This window comes from Kineococcus aurantiacus, from assembly GCF_013409345.1.
GTDB classification, from domain to species: Bacteria; Actinomycetota; Actinomycetes; order Actinomycetales; family Kineococcaceae; genus Kineococcus; species Kineococcus aurantiacus.
This window is the reverse complement of record NZ_JACCBB010000001.1, coordinates 4,079,032-4,098,912: the sequence shown is the minus strand read 5'-3', so window position 1 is coordinate 4,098,912 and position 19,881 is coordinate 4,079,032. Positions and strand designations below refer to the sequence as shown.

Sequence of the window (19,881 nt, the reverse complement as noted above, 5' to 3'; positions counted from 1 at the left end):
GCTCCCGGAGGCCACTACCGAGGACCGGTGCAGCGCTGCGCGGTGCCGCGTCTCGTCACGGGTGAGTCTGCCGCGAGTGCGGCGTGGATGCGCAACAGGGGTGGTCCCGTGTGTCGGGACCACCCCTGTCGCGTCAGGCCCCTGACTCGGTCAGCGGCGGATGCCGAGCCGCTCGATGATCGAGCGGTAGCGGTTGATGTCCTTCTTGGCCATGTACTTCAGCAGGTTGCGGCGCTGACCGACCAGCAGGAGCAGACCACGACGGCTGTGGTGGTCGTGCTGGTGCTGCTTCAGGTGCTCCGTGAGGTCGCGGATGCGCTGGGTCAGCATCGCGACCTGGACCTCGGGCGAGCCGGTGTCACCTTCGGAGGTGCCGTACTCGGCGATGATCTTGCTCTTGACGTCGTTGGTGAGGGGCACTCGACTCTCCTGATCACTCGTTGCGCGGTGCCTCGGGGCTGGTTCACCCGGGCGCTCTGGGTCCGCGGCCGATCGAACGGCAGCCACCAGACTACCAGCGCTCCCCCACGCCCCCGACCGGGGTGATCACCGGGGGGCCGGGCCCTCCGCGGACGGGCCGAGCAGCAGCTCGCGGCAGCGGGCGACGTCGCGCTCCATCTGCTCCACGAGCGCCTCGACGCCGTCGAAGCGCAGCGTGGGGCGCAGGCGGGCGACGAGGTCGAGGTCGACCCGCTCGCCGTACAGGTCCAGCCCGCCCGGGCGCCCCTCCTGGTCCAGGCAGAACGCCTCGACCTGCCGGCGCACGCCGTCGAACGTGGGGTTGGTGCCGATGGAGACCGCGGCGGCCAGCCGCTCCCCGCCGGGCCGGGTCAGCCAGCCCGCGTAGACGCCGTCGGCCGGGACGAGGCCCTCGGCGCCGTCGGTGTCCAGGTTCGCCGTGGGGTAGCCCAGCTCGCGCCCGCGGTGGTCGCCGTGCACGACGGTCGAGGTCACCCGGTGCGGGTGCCCCAGCATCCGCGCCGCCCGGTCCACCTCACCGGCCGCCAGGGCCGCGCGCACGGCCGTGGAGCTCCACCGGGGGGCGTCGTCGCGGTCGCCGAGGTCCTGCAGCACCCGCACCTCGAACCCCCACCGGGCGCCCAGCTCCTGCATGGTCGCCAGGTCCCCGGAGTTGCCCTCCCCGAAGCGCACGTCGTGGCCCACGACGACGACCCGGGCGCGCAGCGCGTCCACGAACACGTCCCGGACGAACCGCTCGGGGCTCCAGGCCGCCAGCTCCCGCGTGAACGGCATGACGAGCACGGCGTCCAGGCCGGCCCCGGCCAGCAGGTCCAGGCGGTGCTCCAGCCCCGTCAGCAGGCCCGGGGCGCGCTCGGGGTGCAGGACCTGCAGCGGGTGCGGGTCGAAGGTGACGGCGACCGCGGCCAGGCCGCGGTCGCGGGCCAGGCCGACGACCTCGCCGAGCACCGCCGCGTGGCCGCGGTGGACGCCGTCGAAGTTGCCGATGGTGACGACCGAGGGGCCGAACCCGGGTCCGACGTCTGACAGGTCATCCCACCGCTGCACGCAGACACTGTGCCAGCAGCCGGTGGCGCGCCCCGCACGCGGGCTGACTAGCGTTCGGTGCATGAGCACTGGACCCGTCGATCCCACCACCACCCCCGCGTGGGCGTCGTTGAGCGCGCACCAGGCCGCGACCACGCCCGACCTGGCCGGCTGGTTCGCCGCCGACCCCGAGCGCGCCGAGCAGCTGAGCTTCACGGCCGCCGACCTGTTCGTCGACCTGTCGAAGAACCTCGTGACCCCCGAGACGGTGGGCCTGCTGCTGCAGCTGGCCGAGCAGACGGGCGTCCTGGCCCGCCGGGACGCCATGTTCGCCGGTGAGCACATCAACGTCACCGAGGACCGCGCCGTCCTGCACACCGCGCTGCGCCGCCCCCCGGGGGCCTCCTCCGCGCTCGTCGTCGACGGGCAGGACGTCGACGCCGACGTGCAGGCCGAGCTGACCAAGGTCTTCGCGTTCGCCGACGCCGTGCGCAGCGGGCAGTGGGTGGGCGTGACGGGCAAGCGCATCACGCACGTCGTGAACATCGGCATCGGCGGGTCCGACCTCGGGCCGGTCATGGCCTACGAGGCGCTCAAGCCGTACGCGCAGGCCGGGCTGGAGTGCCGGTTCGTCTCCAACATCGACCCGACCGACGTGGCCGAGACGACGAAGGACCTCGACCCGGAGACGACGCTGTTCATCGTCGCCTCCAAGACGTTCGGGACGCTGGAGACGCTGACCAACGCCCGCCTGGCGCGCGCGTGGCTGTGGGCGGGGCTGTCCGCGGCGGGCGTCCTGGCCGACGACGACGAGGCCCGCAAGGACGCCGTCGCCAAGCACTTCGTCGCGGTGTCCACGGCGCTGGAGAAGGTCGCCGCCTTCGGCATCGACCCGGCCAACGCCTTCGGCTTCTGGGACTGGGTGGGGGGCCGCTACTCGGTCGACTCCGCGATCGGCACCTCGCTGGCCGTCGCGATCGGCCCGGACGCCTTCCGCGAGTTCCTCGCCGGCTTCCACGCCGTCGACGAGCACTTCCGCACGACCGACCCCGCGCGCAACGTCCCGCTGCTCATGGGCCTGCTCAACGTGTGGAACGTCAACTTCCTCGGCGCCCACACCCACGCGGTGCTGCCGTACTCGCAGTACCTGCACCGGTTCGCCGCCTACCTGCAGCAGCTGACCATGGAGTCGAACGGCAAGTCGGTGCGCTACGACGGCGAGCCGGTCACGACCGACACCGGCGAGGTGTTCTGGGGCGAGCCGGGCACCAACGGCCAGCACGCCTTCTACCAGCTGATCCACCAGGGCACCCGGGTCATCCCGGCCGACTTCATCGCCTTCGCCACCCCGACCCACCCCCTGGTGGACGGGGAGGCCGACGTGCACGCCCTGTTCATGGCGAACTTCTTCGCCCAGACCAAGGCGCTGGCCTTCGGCAAGTCCGCCGAGGAGGTCCGCGCCGAGGGCACGGCCGAGGACGTCGTGCCCGCGCGCGTGTTCTCCGGCAACCGGCCGACGACGTCGATCCTCGCGCCGTCGCTGACGCCGTCCGTGCTCGGGCAGCTCATCGCCCTGTACGAGCACATCACCTTCGTCGAAGGTGCGGTCTGGGGCATCGACAGCTTCGACCAGTGGGGCGTGGAGCTGGGCAAGAAGCTGGCGCTGGAGATCGCCCCGGCCCTCACCGGGGACACCGCGGCGCTCGAGGCGCAGGACCCCTCCACGGGGTCGCTCATCCGGTACTACCTGGAGCACCGCGCGAACTGACGCGCACCGGGCCGGGGACCCTCGCGGTCCCCGGCCCGGGCCCGTTCACCAGCCCTCGACGAGCACCCGTTCGAGCGCGTCGACGAAGAAGTCGACCGACTCCCGGGCGATGCACAACGGGGGTTTGACCTTCAGCACGTTCTGGTGGTCGCCCGTGGGCTGCACGACGACCCCCAGCTCCAGCAGCCGGTCGCAGATCGCGGCGGTCTCGGAGGTGGCCGGTTCCAGCGTGGTGCGGTCCCGGACGAACTCCACACCCAGGTACAGCCCGTCGCCGTGCACGGCGCCGATGAGCTCGTGCCGGCCGGCGAGCCCGGTCAGCCGCTCCCTCAGGTGGTCCCCGACGACGGCGGCGTTCTCCTGCAGCCGTTCGGAGACGATGACGTCCAGGACGGCCGACCCGACGACGCTGGACAGCGGGCTGCCCCCGGTGGAGGAGAAGAAGTACCCCTGGGTGCGGTACCGGTCGGCGACCTCGCGGCGGGTGACGACGGCGCCGACGGGGAAGCCGTTGCCCACCGACTTCGCCACGGCCACGACGTCGGGCACGACGCCCTGCTGCTCGAAGCCCCAGAACCAGTGCCCGAGCCGGCCGTAGCCGACCTGCACCTCGTCGGCCACGGCCAGGCCCCCGGCCTCGCGCACCGCCGCGTAGACGGCCCGCAGGTACCCCGGCGGCAGCGCGACGCCCCCGGCGTTGCCGAAGTACGTCTCGGCGACGAAACCCGCGAGGTCCACGCGGGAGGCCAGCTCGCGGATCGTCGCGACGGCCTCGGGGGCGTAGCGGTGCGCCTCCTGCCCGCGGTGCCGGCCCCGGTAGGAGTTCGCCGCCTCGACCGTGTGCACCCAGTCGGGGCGGGTCTCCAGGGCGTTCGGGTTGTCGGCGATCGACGTCGAGACGGCGTCGGTGGCGAACGTCCAGCCGTGGTACGCCTCGCGCATCGCCACGACGTGCCGTCGCCCGGTCGCGGCCATCGCGATGCGCAGCGCGAGGTCGACGGCCTCGGAGCCGGAGTTCACGAGGAACACCGTGTCCAGCTCGTCGGGCAGGGTCGCGGCGACCTTCTCGGCGAACTCGGCGACGGCCGCGTAGTGGAACCGGGAGTTGGTGTTCAGCAGCCGCAGCTGCCGGTGCGCGGCCTGCTCCACGCGCGGGTGCGCGTGCCCGATCGAGGTGACGTTGTTGACCATGTCCAGGTACACCCGGCCGTCGACGTCGGCGAGGTGCTCGCGCCAGCCGCGCTCGACCTGCGGGGGCTCGGCGTAGTAGTGCTCCTGGACCTCGGCCAGGACCCGCTCGCGCCGGCGCAGCACCTCCCCGGCGGACGTGGGCACCACCGGGGCCAGCCCGAACAGCGGGGCGGGGTCGTGCACCTGCGCGAGCCAGCCGGGGGCGTGCGCGGCCCGCACCCGGGCCGGGACGTCCAGGGCGGGGTCGCGCACCAGCTGCGCGTGGACGGCGCGGCCGGCGGGGACCGCGGCGAACGGCTGGCCGGGCTCGACGCGGGTCGCCCCCGGGACCGCACCGGGCCCGGGCGCGGACAGGCGCAGGACGGCCTCGGCGCCGGTGAGCTCCACGCCGCCGTCGACGGGGCGGACCTCGCCCGCGAAGGGCGCGAGGGCGCTGAAGCCCCGCCTGGACCAGAAGGTGGCGCCGGTGGGGACCGTGGCGGGCTCCTCGGCGCTGAGGGCCGGTGAGCCGGTCAGGACGGGCGCGGCGTGCGGCAGGACCACGACGTCGGCGGCCCCCAGCCGCCGCTCGGCCTCGCGCTGCAGCGTCCCCGCGTCGGTCCAGGCGCCGAGGTCGTTGACCTCCGAGCGGGTCCCGGCGTCCAGGACGTCGACCGTCGTGCCGGCCGGCAGCAGCGGGGCGAGGCGGGGGGCGGGGCGGGGGGCGGGGGTGGTGCGCGGGCGCCCCAGGGCGTGGCGGACCAGGGCGGTGACGACCGGCACGGGCAGTTCGGTGGCCACCTCCAGGATGCGCCACTCCCGGTCCAGCCCGTCCTGGGCGTAGGCGTTGCCGGGGTCCAGGACGGCCTGGTCGCGGCCGGACAGGACGAGGACGGCCCCGCGCAGCACGACCAGCGGCCACAGCGCCTCGACCTCGTCGTCGGTCAGCGACCGCACGGCGTCGAAGGCCCGGACGGCGGGCAGGGTGGTGCGCGCGTCGGCCCCGGCGTGGTGCAGGACCGAGGAGATGGTCACGGCCAGCTCCCCCACCCGCCAGGAGCGCAGCACGTCGCCGAAGTCGACGATCCCGTCGGGCAGGCGGCCGCCGGGAGGGACGACGACGTTGTCGTCGGTGAGGTCGAAGTGCCCCAGCTGCGCCGGCAGCCGGTCCGCGAGGGGTTCGAGGACCGCGAGCGCCGCGGTGGCGGCGGCCACGACGCGCTCGCGCACGGCGGTGTCGGGTTCGCCGGGGGCCAGCAGCTCGACGACCCGGCGGGCGTGCTGCAGGTCCCACTGCAGGACGCGGTCCTGGGCGGGGTGCTCGACGTGCTCCAGGCCGCGGCTGACGGCCGCGGCCAGCGCCCCCATCCGCTCCACGACGGCCGGGGCCAGGTACCGGGAGCCGTTGAGGGTCCGGCCGTGGACCACGGTGAGCAGGCGCAGGTGCAGGCGGCCGCGGGAGGTGTCGAACCAGCCCGCCAGGTCCCGCCCGTCGCGCTGGAGGACGTGCGCGACGCGCAGGTCGGGCAGCTCGCGCGCCAGCAGTGCGGCCACCCGGTCCTGCAGGTCGACCTCGGCGGCGCTGAAGGCCGGGTTGCTGATCTTCAGGACGGCGACGGGCTCGTCGTCGGCGACGGCGTGCGCCATGAAGTTCTGGTCCTGCTGGCTGCCCAGGGACCGCAACCGCACGTCGAGGCCGAACTCGCGGGCGACCAGCCGGGTGAGCTCGTCGGCGGGCACGTCCGGGGCGGGCAGGGAGGGCTGGGCGAAGAAGTCGAACAGGGGTGCCCCGGCGGCGGGGTTCGACACGTCAGCTCCGATCGTCGGCGTGACGCGGAGCTTAGGGCGCGGGTCGGCCGCGGCCCGGCGGGGGCACGGGGCCCCGCCGGACCGCGGCGCGGGCCTAGACGCCGCGCAGGTCCAGCGGCAGTTCCGCGGCGGCGCCGTCGACGAGGCGGACGGGGATGCCCCAGTCCTGCTGGTAGAGGTGGCAGGCGGCGAACTCGGGCACCTCACCGGTCTCGGGGTCCCCGTCGCACGCGGCGGCCTGCACGCTGACGTGCAGCACACCGCCCTCGGCGCCCTCGGCGAACCGCAGGGTCCGGCGCAGCCCCTCGGCCGACCCCGCCCCCTCGGTGAGCAGGTCCGGCGGGGTGGAGGCCACGACGAGGCGCGTGGGGTCGCCCCAGCGGTCGTCGAGCTTCTGGCCCGAGGGCGGGGTGAAACCCACGGTGAGTTCCACGGTCCCGGGCGCGAGGTCCGTCGGGGGACGCTGCACGCGGTGGGCCCCGGCGTCGACCCGCAGGGCCGGCGGGGTCAGCTCGCGGGTCAGCCGGTGCGCGGCGCTCTCGACGACGACCAGCGTGTCCCCGTCGACGAGCACGTCGGACGGTTCGGCGAGGTCGCGCAGGACGGTGGTGACCTCCCCCGTGGCGGGGTCGTAGCGGCGCACGGCGCCGTTGTAGGTGTCGGCGACGAGGATCGAGCCGTCGGCGGCGACCGCCACGCCCAGCGGGTGCTGCAGCAGCGCCTGCGCGGCGGGACCGTCGCGGAACCCGAAGTCGAACAACCCCTGCCCGACGTGGGTGCGCACCTCGTACCCGGCGCCCGCCACGGACTGCACGTTGGCGAGCCGGTCGTCGGTGACGACGGGCACCGACCGGTCGGGGTCCCCGGTGCGGCGCAGCGAACGCAGCGCGGAGGTCTCGGCGTCGACGAACCACAGCACCTCGCCGTCGGCCGTCGCCTGCACGGCGAACCCGGACGTCTGGGCGAACCACGCCTGCTCGGCCGGCCCGTCCTTGACGCCCTCGGCGGTGGTCCCGGCCAGGACCCGGACGACGCCCTCGACGGGGTCGAAGGCCCACAGCTGGTGGACCCCGGCCATGGCGACGACGACCTGCCCGTCGAACCACGCCACGTCCCACGGCGTGGACAGGTCCTGCTCCAGCGCCGGGCCGCCGCCTTCCCTGCGGCGCAGCTGGTTCCCCGTCCCGGCGACGGTGCGGACGGTGCCGTCGGCCAGCGAGAGCCCGCGCAGGGCGTGGTTGACGCTGTCGGCCACCACGACGTCGTACCCGACCCGGGCGGCGACCTCCGGCGGCAGGAGCGCGGCCCCCTGCGGTTCGGCGAACGTCGCGCCCGGGCCGTCGGACAGGCCCCGCCGCCCCGTGCCGAACCGGCGCCGCTCGGTCTCCAGGTCGGGTTCGAGCTCGACGAGCTGGTGGTGGGCGGTGTCCGCGACGAGCACCGCCCCGTCGGGCAGCCGGACCGCCCGGGCCGGGAACCGCAGCGCGGACCCGGCCGCGGGCGCGGGCACGTAGGGGCCGGTGCCGCGGTGCAGGGTCCCCTTCGCCTCGTGCTCGGCCACGAGCTCGCCGACCAGGACGTCGAGGCCGTGGGCGTGCCCCTCCCCCGACATCGACGCCACGACGTACCCCTGGGGGTCGACGACGACGAGGGTCGGCCACGCCCGCGCGGCGTACGCCTGCCAGGTCGCCAGCTCGGGGTCGTCGAGGACGGGGTGGTGCACGCCGTAGCGGTCGACGGCGGCGTCCAGGGTGGCGGGTTCGGCCTCGTGCGCGAACTTCGGCGAGTGCACCCCGACGGTCACCAGGACGTCGGCGAACTTCTCCTCCAGGGGGCGCAGCTCGTCCAGGACGTGCAGGCAGTTCACGCAGCAGCTGGTCCAGAAGTCGAGCAGGACCACCTTGCCGCGCAGGTCGGCCAGGGAGAGGTCACCGGCGGTGTTGAGCCAGCGGCGACCGGTCAGCTGCGGGGCGCGGACACGGGCACGGGGAGTCACCCGGACATCCTGCCCCGCCCGCCGGGCTCACCGGTGCCCGGGGCACCCGCCCCCCGCGCGCACGGCGCGCACCTCGGCGGCCAGCTCGGGGTGGACCGCTTCCAGCTGCCGGGCGACGTTCTCCGCGACCTCGGGGGTCTTGGTCTGGCTGAGCTTCCAGCGCGCCTCGAACCGGGTGACCCGCAGCCGCAGGCCGCGGGTCCCGCGCGCGGCGCGGCGGGTGGCGGCCTCGTCCTCGCGCAGGTCCCGGCCGCCGGGGCGGCCGCGCTCGAAGTGCTCGGTGAGCCGGCACAGCACCTCGTAGTTCTCCTCCTCGCCGAGGACCTCGGGGACCCCCCACAGGTGCGCGGTGAGGTGGTTCCAGGTGGGGACCAGGTCGCCGGGGGCGTACCAGCTGGGCGAGACGTAGCCGTGGGGGCCGGCGACGACGACGAGGACCTCGTGCCGGCCGAGCTCGTGGTGCTCGTCGTCGGGGCGCCCGACGTGGCTGAGCAGCACGATCTCCTCCTGCCCCGCCTCCTCCAGCAGGACGGGGTAGTGCGAGGCGACGAGGCCGGTGGTCGTGGGCGAGACGATCGTGGCCCAGGGGTGGGCGGCGATCAGCCGCCGCACCTGCGCGGGGTCCTCCACGCGGTAGTGCGCGCTGCGCAGCATCAGTCGGTCTCCTCGGGACGGGTCGGGACGGGGTCGGTCGCGGGGGCGGGGCGGGACAGCCGGGTGCGGACGGCGAGGGCGGCGCAGCCGACGACGGCCAGGCCGCCGGCGACGGTGGCCGCGGTGAGGGGCTCGCCCAGGAGCAGCACGGCCCAGGCGATGGTGAGGACCGGCTGCAGGAGCTGGACCTGGCTGACGCGGGCCATGGGGCCGATCGCGAGGCCGCGGTACCAGGCGAAGAACCCCAGGTACATGCTGACGACGGCGAGGTACCCGAAGGCGGCCCACTGCCCGGCCGTGGCGTGCGGCGGGGCCGCCGCGAGGGAGGCGGCGGTCAGGGCGAGCACGACGGGTGAGCTGAGGACCAGCGCCCACGACACCGTCTGCCACGGGCCCAGCTCCCGCGCCAGCAGACCGCCCTCGGCGTAGCCGACGGCGGCGGCCGCGACGGCCCCCAGCAGCAGCAGGTCCGCCCCGCGCAGGCCGCCGCCGAGGCCGCCGGACCCGGCCGCGGCGAAGGCCACGGCGGCCAGCGCCCCGGCGAGGGCGCAGACCCAGAACCGGCGGCCGGGCCGTTCCCCGGTGCGCAGCACCGCGGCGAGCGCGGTGGCGGCGGGCAGGACGGCGATGACCACGGCGCCGTGCGCGGCCGGGACGGTGGTCAGGGCGTAGGAGGTGAGCAGCGGGAACCCCAGGACGATCCCGGCGGCGACCACGCCCAGGCGCAGGACCTGCCGCCGCGAGGGCCGGCGCTGGCGGGTCAGGCGCAGCGCGAGGGCCGCGAGCGCCGCGGCGACCACGGCCCGGCCGGCGCCGATGAGCAGCGGGGGGAAGCCGCCGACGGCGACGCGGGTGAGGACCACCGTGAACGAGAACGCGAGGACGCCGAGGGAACCCCAGGCCAGGCCGGCGGGACCGGGCGGCAACACCGCGCGCGGTGACACCTCGCCTGATAACACCGTGGGCGTCCGGGGAGTAACGCTACTCTGCACCGTCATGGATCAGGGTAGCGCAGAGCGGATCGTCGCGAGCCTGCGCGAGTGGGTCGCCACCGTGCCGGCGGGCACGCAGGTCCCCTCGAACCGGGCCCTGTGCCGCACCCACGGCGCCAGCCCGGTGACCGTCCAGCGGGCCGTGCGCACCCTCACCGGCCTGGGGCTGGTGGAGAGCCGGCCGGGGGTCGGGACCTTCGTGCGCGCCGCGCCCACCCACCGGCCCGTCGACCACGGGTGGCAGAGCGCGGCGCTGGGCGCACGCCCCCTGCTGCCCGCCGGCGCCTCCGCCCAGCGCGCGGTGGCCCCCGGCGCGGTCCAGCTGCACTCGGGGTACCCGGTGGCCGACCTGCTGCCCGGGCGCCTCGTGCGCGCCGCGCTGGCCCGGGCCGCGCGCACCGACGCCGCCGTGACGCGCGCCCCCGTCGGCGGGGACCCCGCGCTGCAGGCGTGGTTCGCCGGCGAGCTGGCCCGGCACAGCCCGCCGGGGGTGCAGCCGCCGAACCCGCGCGACGTGCTGGTGCTGCCCGGCAGCCAGAGCGGGCTCAGCTCGATCTTCCGCGCCGTCGTGGGCCCCGGGCACCCGATGCTCGTGGAGTCCCCGACGTACTGGGGCGCGATCCTGGCCGCGACGCAGGCGGGCGTGGAGCTCGTGCCGGTGCCCGTCGGGCCCGAGGGCCCCGACCCGGCCGCCCTGGACCAGGCGTTCGGCCGGACGGGGGCGCGCGCCTTCTACGCCCAGCCGACGTACGCCAACCCCACGGGGGCGCAGTGGACGCCGCAGCGCGGCCGGGCCGTGCTGGACGTCGTCCGCGCGCACCGCGCGTTCCTCGTCGAGGACGACTGGGCGCACGACCTGGCCATCGACACCGAACCCCGGCCGCTGGCCGCGCACGACGACGCCGGTCACGTCGTGTACCTGCGCTCGCTGACCAAGAGCGTCTCCCCCGCCCTGCGGGTGGCCGCCGTCATCGCCCGCGGCCCGGTCCGCGAGCGCATCGGCGCCGACCGGGGCGCGGAGACGATGTACGTCAGCGGTCTGCTGCAGGCCGCCGCGCTCGACGTGGTCACCCAGCCCGCCTGGCGCCAGCACCTGCGCCGCACGCGCCAGCAGCTGCGGGTGCGCCGGGACCTGCTGGTCGAGGCCGTGCGCGAGCACCTGCCCCCGGCGCGGTTGGAGCACGTCCCGGCCGGGGGGCTGAACCTGTGGGTCCGGTTGCCCGACGGGGCGGACCCGGCCGACCTGGTCCGGCGCTGCGAGGCGCGCGGGGTCGTCATCGCCGACGGGGCGGACTGGTTCCCGGCCGAGCCGTCGGGGCCGTTCGTGCGGCTGAACTACTCCGGCCCGGACGCCGACCGGTTCGGCGAGGCCGTGCGCGTCGTGGGGCAGGTCCTGGGCTGAGGCCCGCCCGCGTCCCTCACGCCGTGCGGCGCACGAGCCGGCGCGCCAGGTGCACGTCGGTGACCAGGGAGTTCAGCAGGCCGGCGCGCAGCAGGGCGTGCACGGCGGTGGTCTTGCCGCGCCCGCCCCCGACCCCGATGACGTCCGGCACGGCGCGCAGCTGGGACTCGGTGATCGCCACCCGGCGGGCGTCCAGGCCCAGGACGCGCCGGCCCTCGGCGTCGACGAGCAGGGCCCCGGTCTCGGCGACCACGCCCGCGGCGGCGAACCGGGCGAACTCGTCCTCGGCCAGCAGCCCCGGGATCTGCGACAGCTCCGGGGACCACGCGCCGATCGCGACGACGGCCTTGGTGACCCGCGCGTACGCGGCGAAGGTGGCCCGGAAGGCGCGGTGGGCGCGCATGGCCTCGGCGGTGCGCGCGTCGGCGACGACCAGGGGCGCGAAGAGGGAGAACACGCGCCCGCCGCTGGCCTCGCTGACGACCCGGGTGATGTCGGTGGCCGTGTCGCCCAGCTGGCCGCCCATTCCGGTGATCTGGACGACGTCGCAGCCGGCGATGCCGCCGAGGTGGCCGGTCATCGCCCGCAGCGTGCGGCCGCAGTCGATGCCCAGGACGTCGTCGGCGGTGACGATCTCGCGCAGCAGGTCCCCGGCGACCTGGCCGAGCGGTTCGCGCACGTGCGTCTCGTCGGCGGTCTGGACGGCCAGCGCGCGGCGCAGCCCGTACCGGGTGCGCAGCTCCTCGGACAGCTCGTAGTCGATGCCCGCCGGGGCGCGGACCTCGACGCGCACGATCCCCGCCTCGCGCGCGGCCTGCAGGATGCGCCCGACCTTGAACCGCGACAGCCCGCGCTCGGCGGCGATGTCGATGCGGGAGACGCCGTCGACGTGGTGCCGGCGGGCGATGGCGACCAGCTCGGTGAGTTCTTCCGGGCCCATCCGCTCATGGGAGCAGACGACGGCTCACGTGCGCACACCGGCTGCTCACGTGAGCAGCCGTGTTGACCCGGTGAGCAGCGGCGGACAGCATTCCCGCCGGGTTCGCGCCGCCGGGTCCACCCCACCGGGGTGGGACGGCGGACACGGGGTTCCAGGGCCGGGACCCCCACCGCCGGGCGAGGACGCCGGGGGCGGGCCCGCCACGCACCCCTGGACCCGGAGGACGCCATGAGCACCGAACCCACCGACGAGGCCGTCGACCTGTCCTTCCGCCTCGAGGGCCGGACCGCCCTCATCACCGGCGGCGCCTCCGGCATCGGCAGCGCCATCGCCGGCGCGTTCGCCGAGGCCGGCGCGCGGGTCGTCGTCGTCGACCTGAACGCCGAGGCCGCCCGGGCCCGGGCCGACGCGCTGCCCCGCTCGGCCGCCGGTGAGCACCTGGCCCTGGCCGGGAACGTCGCCGACCCCGGGTCGGTCGCCGAGTTCGCCGCGGCCGCCGGGCCCGTCGACGTGCTCGTCACCTGCGCGGGCATCGTCGACCTCGCCCCGGCCGAGGAGCTGGACCCCGCGGTGTTCACCCGCACGCTGTCCATCAACCTCACCGGGACGTTCCTCACCGCCCAGGCCGTCGGGCGCGGAATGCTCGAGCGCGGTCGCGGGAAGGTCATCACGATGGCCTCCCAGGCCGCGACGGTGGCCCTCGAGGGGCACGCCGCCTACTGCGCGTCCAAGGCCGGGGTCGTCGGCCTCACGAAGGTCCTGGCGACGGAGTGGGCCGGGCGCGGGGTGACCGCGAACTCCATCTCCCCCACCGTCGTCCTGACCGACCTGGGCCGCAAGGCCTGGGAGGGGCCCAAGGGCGAGGCCGCCAAGGCGCAGATCCCCACGGGGCGCTTCGCCCTGCCCCGCGAGATCGCCGGTGCCGCGCTGTTCCTGGCCTCCGGCGCCTCGGACATGGTCAACGGCGCCGACCTCGTCGTCGACGGCGGGTACACGATCCGCTGACCCCGGCGGGTCCCTGCTCACGTGAGCAGCCCGATTGACACCTGAGCGCGGTCCCGGAAACCCTGGCCGCTCCCGTGCACGGCAGCACGGTCCACCCCACGTCCTCCGCTCTCGACTGGAGCACCCCCCATGACCCGTGCGGTCCGGCGGGTCGCCGCGGACAACCCCGGCGACCCGCGGTTCGACACCCGCCCCTCCCCCGACCCGGCCGGTGAGGCCGCGTGAGCACCCAGACCGGGACCGCCGTCCTGGAGTGCCGCGACCTGCGCAAGTCCTTCGGCGGCGTCCCCGTCCTCAAGGGCGTCTCCCTGCGCCTGGAACTGGGGACCGTCACCGCGCTGGCCGGGGAGAACGGCGCCGGCAAGTCCACGATGATGAAGATCGCCGCCGGGCAGTACCGCGCCGACGAGGGGTCGGTGCTGGTGCGCGGCGAGGAACTGGCCGCGGGCAGCATCCGCGACTCCCACCGCCTCGGCGTCGCGATCGTGCCGCAGGAACTGGCCTCCATCGCGCACATGACGGTCTACGAGAACCTGTTCGTCGGGCGCGAGCTGAAGACCCGGCTCGGCACCCTGGACCGGCGCCGGATGGCCTCGGAGGCCACGCGGATGCTGGAGGTGTTCGGCGTCGCCATCGACCCCGGCGCCCGGATGGGCACCCTGCCGGTCGGGTTGCAGCAGATCGTCGAGATCGTCAAGAACTCCAGCCGCGGCGCGAAGGTGGTGCTGCTGGACGAACCGTCCTCGGCCATCTCCGAGCGCGAGGTCGAGGGCCTCTACCGGGTCGTGCGGCAGCTGCGCGACTCCGGGGTGGCGCTCATGTTCACCACCCACAAGATGGCCGAGATCCGCGACCTGGCCGACCGGGTCGTCGTCCTGCGCGACGGCGGCCTCGTGCTGGACGAGGCCATGACCGACGTGTCCGACGACGACATCGTCACCGCCATGATCGGCCGGGAGCTGGAGGACCTGTTCCCGCCCGTGCGGACGGTCCCCGCCGACGCCGAACCCGTCCTCACCGTGCAGGACCTCGCCGTCGCCGGCCAGCCCGGCGCGGTGAGCCTGCAGGTGCGCCGCGGGGAGATCCTCGGCCTGGCCGGGCTCGTCGGGGCCGGGCGCACCGAACTCCTGGAGGGGATCTTCGGGGTCCGGCCCAGCACCGCGGGACGGATCACCGTCGCCGGCCGCGACGTGCGCCGCAAGGACCCCGCCGCCGCCATCACCGCCGGGATGGCCCTGGTCCCCGAGGACCGCAAGCACGCCGGGGCCGTCATGGGGTTGTCCGTGCTGGACAACGGGACCCTGCCGCGGCTGGGGAAGTTCTCCGTCGCCGGCTGGCTCAAGGGCGCCTCCCGCAGCCGCGCCGTGGGCGAGGCGATGGACTCGGTGCGGCTGCGCTCGCGGGGGCTGTCCCAGGACGTCGGCACCCTCTCGGGCGGGAACCAGCAGAAGGTCGTCCTGGCCCGCTGGCTCACCGAGCACGTCGACGTGCTGCTGCTGGACGAACCCACCCGCGGCGTCGACGTCGGCGCCCGCTCGGAGATCTACCGCATCATCGCCGACCTGGCCGCGGCCGGGATGGCCGTCGTCATGGCCTCCTCGGACATGACCGAGGTCCTGGGCCTGTCGCACCGGGCCCTGGTCCTGCGCGACGGCGGCGTCGTCGGCGAACTGGACCGCACCGAGCTCGACGACCCCGGGGTCCAGGAACTCATCTTCCGGCTCAGCTCGGGCCTGTCCCCCCGCACCGACACGAAGGAGGCGTGATGGCCACCACCCAGATCGACACGACGGCGGTCCCCGCGCAGCGGAGGCGGTTCTCCCGCGAGTGGATCGTCGCCCAGCTCATCCGCCGCGCGATGCTCATCGTGATGCTGCTGGTCATCGCGTTCTTCTCCTACCGCTCCCTGCGGTTCTCCTCCCCCGAGAACCTGCAGAACATCCTCATCGCCGCCGCCCCGTTCGCCCTCATCGCCCTGGGGCAGACGCTGGTCATCCTCACCGGCGGCATCGACCTGTCCGTGGGCTCGGTCATCGCCGTGGCCGCCATGACGTCCGCGGCCGTGGCCAAGGCCAACCCCGGGCAGGTGTGGCTGACGGTGCTGTCCGCGATGGCGGTCGGCCTGCTGGCCGGGACCGTCAACGGGATCCTCGTCTCCCGGGTCGACGTGCCACCGTTCATCGCCACCCTCGGCATGCTGACCGCCGGGTCGGGGATCGCCTACGTCATCGGCGGCGGCGCCCCGATCAACGGCCTGCCGGCCGAGTTCGGATCCATCGCCAACACCAAGGTGCTGGGCCTGCAGATCCCCGTCATCGTCATGATCGTCGGGATCGTGCTGCTCGGGATCGTCATGCGCCGCACCTCCTACGGCATGCGCGTCTACGCCGTCGGCGGCAACCGCGTCGCCGCCGAGATCGCCGGCGTCAACGCCCGCCGCACCCTGTTCAGCGTGTACGCCCTGTCGGGCGTGCTGGCCGGGCTGTCCGGCGTCATGCTCGCCTCCCGCGTCATCTCCGGCCCCCCGAACCTGGGGCAGGGCTACGAGCTGGACGCCATCGCCGCCGTCGTCATCGGCGGCGCCTCCCTCATGGGCGGGCGCGGCACCGTGTGGGGCACCGCCCTGGGGCTGCTGCTCATCCAGACCCTCAACAACGGCCTGGACCTGCTGCTGGTCCCCGCCTACTGGCAGGACGTCATCAAGGGCGTCCTCATCGTCGCCGCCGTCGCCGTCGACGTGTGGTCCACCAAGCGCCGGGCCTGACGCACCACCGCGCCCAGGCCCGCACCCTCCACCCGAACCCGAGGAGCCCCACGATGTCCGCAGACCGCACCCTGAACCGCCGCACGCTGCTCAGCGCCTCCTTCGGGGTCGGCGCCCTGTCCCTGGCCCTGGCCGCCTGCGGCGCCGGCGACCCCACCGCGAACAAGGGCTCCGGCTCCGGCGACGGGGAGTCCGGCGGGGCGCAGCAGCTGCGCATCGGCGTCAGCGTGTACGACATGAGCTCGTTCATCACCGCCGGCAAGGAGGGCATGGACGCCTACGCCGAGGCCAAGGGCATCGAACTGCTCTGGAACTCGGCGAACCTGGACGTCAACACCCAGGCCTCCCAGGTCGACCAGTACGTCAACGCCGGCGTCGACGCCATCATCGTCGTCCCCGTCCAGGCGGACTCCCTGCAGCCGCAGGTCGCCGCGGCCAAGGCCGCCGGGATCCCCATCGTGCCGGTCAACGCCGAGCTGAACTCCACCGACATCGCCGGCAACGTCCAGCCCGACGACGTCGCCGCCGGTGCCGCCGAGATGCAGATGATGGCCGACACCCTCGGCGGCAAGGGGAACATCGTCGTCCTGCAGGGCCCGCTGGGGCAGTCCGGGGAGCTGAACCGCACCAAGGGCATCAAGCAGGTCCTGGCGAACTACCCGGACATCAAGGTGCTCGCCATGGACACCGCGAACTGGAAGCGCGACGAGGCCGTCAACAAGGTCAAGAACTGGATCTCCGCGTTCGGCGACGACCTCGACGGGGTCGTGTCGGAGAACGACGACATGGGGCTCGGCGCCCTGCAGGCGCTCAAGGAGGCCGGCAAGACGATCCCCATCGTCGGGATCGACGGCATCGAGGACGGCCTGAACGCCGTCAAGAGCGGGGAGTTCATCGGGACGATGCTGCAGAACGGCACCGTCGAGCTGTCCGCGGGCCTGGCGGTCGCGGCGGCCATCGCGGCCGGGACGGACGTGAACACCGAGCCCGTCTACAACATGCCGAAGATCACCAAGGAGAACGTCGACGTCGCCATCCAGCACGTCGTCACCGACCGGGCCGCGTTCCTGGCGCAGCTGCCGGAACTGACCGAGAAGAACCTGGCTTCCGGCGACATCGCCGACGAGGGGATCCCGGGGCAGTGACGAGCCCGGCCGTGGACCCGGCCGTGGACCCGCCCGCCCGCGTCGCCCTCGTCACCGGGGGCGCCGGCGGCATCGGCGCGGCCGTCGTGGCGGCGTTCGAGGCCGAGGGCACGGCCGTCGCCGTCCTGGACCGCGACGAGCGGGCCCTGGCCGGAGCCGGCGGCCGGTTCCACGTCGCGGCCGACGTCACCGACCCCGCGTCGGTGGCCTCGGCCGTCGACCGGGTCGTCGAGCGGGCCGGCCGGCTGGACGTGCTCGTGAACTGCGCCGGGACCGCCACGATCGCCCCGGCGCTGGACATCGACCTCGCCGGCTGGTCCAGCACCCTGGCGGTGAACCTCACCGGCAGCTTCATCGTCACCCGGGCCGTCGCGCGGCACCTCGCCGCGCACGGCGGGGGCCGCGTCGTGACGATCGCCTCGCAGGCCGCGACCGTCGGGCTGGAGGGGCACGTCGCCTACGCGGCCTCCAAGGCCGGGCTGCTGGGCATGACGCGGACCCTGGCGCTGGAGTGGGGACCGCTGGGCATCACCGTGAACACCGTCTCCCCCACCGTCGTGCTCACCCCCCTGGCCCGGCCGAACTGGGACAACCCCAGGGGCGAGGCGCTGCGGGCGCAGATCCCCGTCGGCCGGTTCGCCGAACCCGAGGAGGTCGCCGCCGCCGTGCTGTACCTGGCCAGCCCCGCCGCGGCGATGGTCACCGGCCACGACCTCGTCGTCGACGGCGGGTACACCGTCCGCTGACCCCCTCCCGCCGGCCGCACCGGGCGGGCACGCTCGTCCCCGCACCACCGCGCACCACCCCGCAGCACCAGCACCCCGAGGAGAGCCGCAGATGACCACCGGAACGATCCCGACGACCATGCGAGCCAGCGTCCTGCTGAAGCAGGGCGTCATCGAGATGCAGGAACGGCCCGTGCCGACCCCGGGTGAGGGGGAGGTGCTCGTGCGGGTCGGGTCGGTCGGCGTCTGCGGCTCCGACGTCCACTACTACAAGCACGGGCGGATCGGCGACATGGTCGTCACGGCGCCGATCGTGCTGGGCCACGAGGTCTCCGGCACCGTCGTCGGCGTCGGCCGCGGCGTCAGCGAGGACCGCGTCGGGGACCGGGTCGCCATCGACCCGCAGGTCCCGTGCCGGCAGTGCCGGCAGTGCAAGACGGGCCGGTCGAACCTGTGCCCGTTCATGGAGTTCTACGCGACCCCGCCCTTCGACGGCACGTTCTGCGACTACGTCACCGCGCCCGCCGACCAGGCGTACACGGTGCCCGACAGCCTGTCCGACGAGTCCGCCGCGCTGCTCGAACCGCTGTCGGTCGGGCTGTGGGCCGCCCACAAGGCCGACGTCGGCCCCGGCGACCAGGTCCTCATCGCCGGGGCCGGGCCCATCGGCGCCATGTGCGCGCAGGCCGTGCGGGCCCGGGGCGCCACCGACGTCGTCGTCACCGACTTCGTCGACTCCCGCCGCGAGCGCATCACCTCCTTCGGCGCCACCCGCGCGCTGCACCCGGTGGCCGACGCCGAGGAGATCGCCGCGCTGCGGGCCGACGCCTTCATCGACTGCTCCGGGGCCACCCCGGCGGTGCTCTCGGGCATCGCCTCGACCCGCGGCGGCGGCACCGTCGTGCTCGTGGGCCTGGGCGCGGAGGAGATGCCGCTGCCCGTCCAGCTCATCGCCACCCGCGAGATCAACGTCACCGGGGTGTTCCGCTACGTCGACACCTGGCCCCGCGGGATCGCGCTGACCACCTCCGGCGCCGTCCACCTCGACGACATGGTGACCGCCCGGTACCCGCTGGAGCAGGTCGAGGAGGCGCTCAACGCCGACGCCGACCCGCTGAGCATGAAGGCCGTCGTCGTCGTCACTCCCCCCGAGAGCAACTGAGGAGCCCCCCGTGACCGTGCTGGACAAGTTCTCCCTCGAGGGCAAGGTCGCCCTGGTCACCGGCGGCTACCGCGGGCTGGGCCGCGCGTTCGCCCAGGCCCTGGCCGAGGCCGGCGCCGACGTCGTCGTCGCCGCGCGCGACGAGGCGCGCTCGGTGGAGGCGGCTGCGGAGATCGCGGCCTCCACCGGCCGCAAGACCCTGGGCCTGCGCCTGGACGTCACCTCCCGCCCCGAGGTGGAGGCGGCCGTGGCGCGCGTCACCGGGGAGCTGGGCCGCCTCGACGTCCTGGTCAACAACGCCGGCACGTGCGTGCACCGCCCGGCCCTGGAGGTGACCGACGAGGAGTACGACGACGTCATCACCACCAACCTCAAGGGCGTCTGGCTGCCCAGCGTCGTCGCGGCGGCGTGGATGGCCGAGCACGGCGGCGGGAACATCGTCAACATCGGCTCCATCAGCGCGCAGATCGTCAACCGGCCGCAGCTGCAGCCCGTCTACAACGCCTCCAAGGCCGCGGTGCACCAGCTGACGAAGTCCCTCGCCGCGGAGTGGGCGCCGCTGGGCATCCGGGTCAACGCCATCGCCCCCGGGTACGTCAAGACGGAGATGGCGCCGGTGGACCGGCCGGAGTTCCGGCGCATGTGGATCGAGGACGCCCCCATGCAGCGGTACTCCACGCCCGAGGAGGTCGCCGCGACCGTCGTCTACCTGGCCTCGGAGGCGTCGAGCTTCTCGACCGGGGCCGTCGTCGTCACCGACGGCGGGTACACGCTGTTCTGACCCGCTGCCCCGGCGGAGCCGCTGACCCGGCTCCGCCGGGGCCCCCGGGAACAAGTGCTCTG

16 protein-coding genes are annotated in these 19,881 nt (G+C 74.7%); 9 read left to right on the top strand and 7 right to left on the bottom strand.

The window, feature by feature from the left end:
* Nucleotides 1-150: 150 nt before the first annotated feature.
* Both rpsO and BJ968_RS19595 read right to left on the bottom strand, forming a co-directional pair.
* Nucleotides 151-420 (bottom strand): 30S ribosomal protein S15, encoded by a 270-nt coding sequence (rpsO, locus tag BJ968_RS19600; RefSeq protein WP_106207037.1) that lies wholly within the window; start codon nt 418-420, stop codon nt 151-153.
* Nucleotides 421-546: 126 nt separating this feature from the next.
* Entirely contained in the window at nt 547-1,527 is a 981-nt protein-coding gene (locus BJ968_RS19595; protein WP_179754670.1) for a bifunctional riboflavin kinase/FAD synthetase, read from the bottom strand.
* 61 nt (nt 1,528-1,588) lie between these two features.
* Between BJ968_RS19595 and pgi the strand changes: the two genes are divergently transcribed.
* Nucleotides 1,589-3,274, top strand: a complete 1,686-nt coding sequence (gene pgi, locus BJ968_RS19590; protein ID WP_179754668.1) for a glucose-6-phosphate isomerase — start codon at nt 1,589-1,591, stop codon at nt 3,272-3,274.
* Nucleotides 3,275-3,319: 45 nt separating this feature from the next.
* Here the strand turns inward: pgi and BJ968_RS19585 are convergent, their stop codons facing one another.
* From BJ968_RS19585 to BJ968_RS19570, 4 genes are all read right to left on the bottom strand, one after another.
* Entirely contained in the window at nt 3,320-6,253 is a 2,934-nt protein-coding gene (locus BJ968_RS19585; protein WP_218885186.1) for an aminotransferase, read from the bottom strand.
* A 94-nt stretch (nt 6,254-6,347) separates the two neighbouring features.
* On the bottom strand, nt 6,348-8,249 hold the full coding sequence (locus BJ968_RS19580; RefSeq protein ID WP_179754666.1) for a thioredoxin-like domain-containing protein: 1,902 nt from the start codon (nt 8,247-8,249) through the stop codon (nt 6,348-6,350).
* A gap of 27 nt (nt 8,250-8,276) precedes the next feature.
* The gene (locus BJ968_RS19575; protein WP_179754664.1) at nt 8,277-8,903 is read right to left on the bottom strand and encodes an FMN-binding negative transcriptional regulator; all 627 of its coding nucleotides are present in this window, start codon (nt 8,901-8,903) and stop codon (nt 8,277-8,279) included.
* Nucleotides 8,903-9,832 (bottom strand): DMT family transporter, encoded by a 930-nt coding sequence (locus BJ968_RS19570; protein WP_343078167.1) that lies wholly within the window; start codon nt 9,830-9,832, stop codon nt 8,903-8,905. Before BJ968_RS19570 ends, BJ968_RS19575 begins: the two co-directional genes overlap by 1 nt.
* A 67-nt stretch (nt 9,833-9,899) precedes the next feature.
* On the opposite strand from BJ968_RS19570, the gene BJ968_RS19565 reads away from it, so the two are divergent.
* Nucleotides 9,900-11,297: an aminotransferase-like domain-containing protein gene (locus BJ968_RS19565; protein WP_179754660.1), complete on the top strand. Its 1,398-nt coding sequence runs from the start codon at nt 9,900-9,902 to the stop codon at nt 11,295-11,297.
* 16 nt (nt 11,298-11,313) lie between these two features.
* Here BJ968_RS19565 and BJ968_RS19560 read toward each other — a convergent pair whose 3' ends face one another.
* Nucleotides 11,314-12,237 (bottom strand): sugar-binding transcriptional regulator, encoded by a 924-nt coding sequence (locus tag BJ968_RS19560; RefSeq protein ID WP_179754658.1) that lies wholly within the window; start codon nt 12,235-12,237, stop codon nt 11,314-11,316.
* A 228-nt stretch (nt 12,238-12,465) separates the two neighbouring features.
* On the opposite strand from BJ968_RS19560, the gene BJ968_RS19555 reads away from it, so the two are divergent.
* The 7 genes from BJ968_RS19555 (at nt 12,466) to BJ968_RS19525 (ending at nt 19,819) form a co-directional block, all read left to right on the top strand.
* Nucleotides 12,466-13,242, top strand: a complete 777-nt coding sequence (locus tag BJ968_RS19555) for a GolD/DthD family dehydrogenase (RefSeq protein ID WP_179754656.1) — start codon at nt 12,466-12,468, stop codon at nt 13,240-13,242.
* 221 nt (nt 13,243-13,463) lie between these two features.
* Nucleotides 13,464-15,008, top strand: coding sequence for an ATP-binding cassette domain-containing protein (locus BJ968_RS19550; RefSeq protein WP_179754654.1), 1,545 nt, complete (start codon nt 13,464-13,466; stop codon nt 15,006-15,008).
* Nucleotides 15,008-16,006 (top strand): ABC transporter permease, encoded by a 999-nt coding sequence (locus tag BJ968_RS19545; RefSeq protein WP_218885185.1) that lies wholly within the window; start codon nt 15,008-15,010, stop codon nt 16,004-16,006. Before BJ968_RS19550 ends, BJ968_RS19545 begins: the two co-directional genes overlap by 1 nt.
* 53 nt (nt 16,007-16,059) lie before the next feature.
* Nucleotides 16,060-17,151, top strand: a complete 1,092-nt coding sequence (locus BJ968_RS19540) for a substrate-binding domain-containing protein (RefSeq protein WP_179754650.1) — start codon at nt 16,060-16,062, stop codon at nt 17,149-17,151.
* 11 nt (nt 17,152-17,162) lie between these two features.
* Nucleotides 17,163-17,897, top strand: coding sequence for a GolD/DthD family dehydrogenase (locus BJ968_RS19535; protein ID WP_343078165.1), 735 nt, complete (start codon nt 17,163-17,165; stop codon nt 17,895-17,897).
* Between the two features lie 91 nt (nt 17,898-17,988).
* Nucleotides 17,989-19,038, top strand: a complete 1,050-nt coding sequence (locus tag BJ968_RS19530) for an NAD(P)-dependent alcohol dehydrogenase (RefSeq protein WP_179754648.1) — start codon at nt 17,989-17,991, stop codon at nt 19,036-19,038.
* Between the two features lie 10 nt (nt 19,039-19,048).
* Nucleotides 19,049-19,819 carry a glucose 1-dehydrogenase gene (locus BJ968_RS19525; RefSeq protein ID WP_179754646.1) on the top strand — a complete coding sequence of 257 codons (771 nt, stop codon included), beginning with the start codon at nt 19,049-19,051 and terminating at the stop codon, nt 19,817-19,819.
* Nucleotides 19,820-19,881 lie beyond the last annotated feature (62 nt).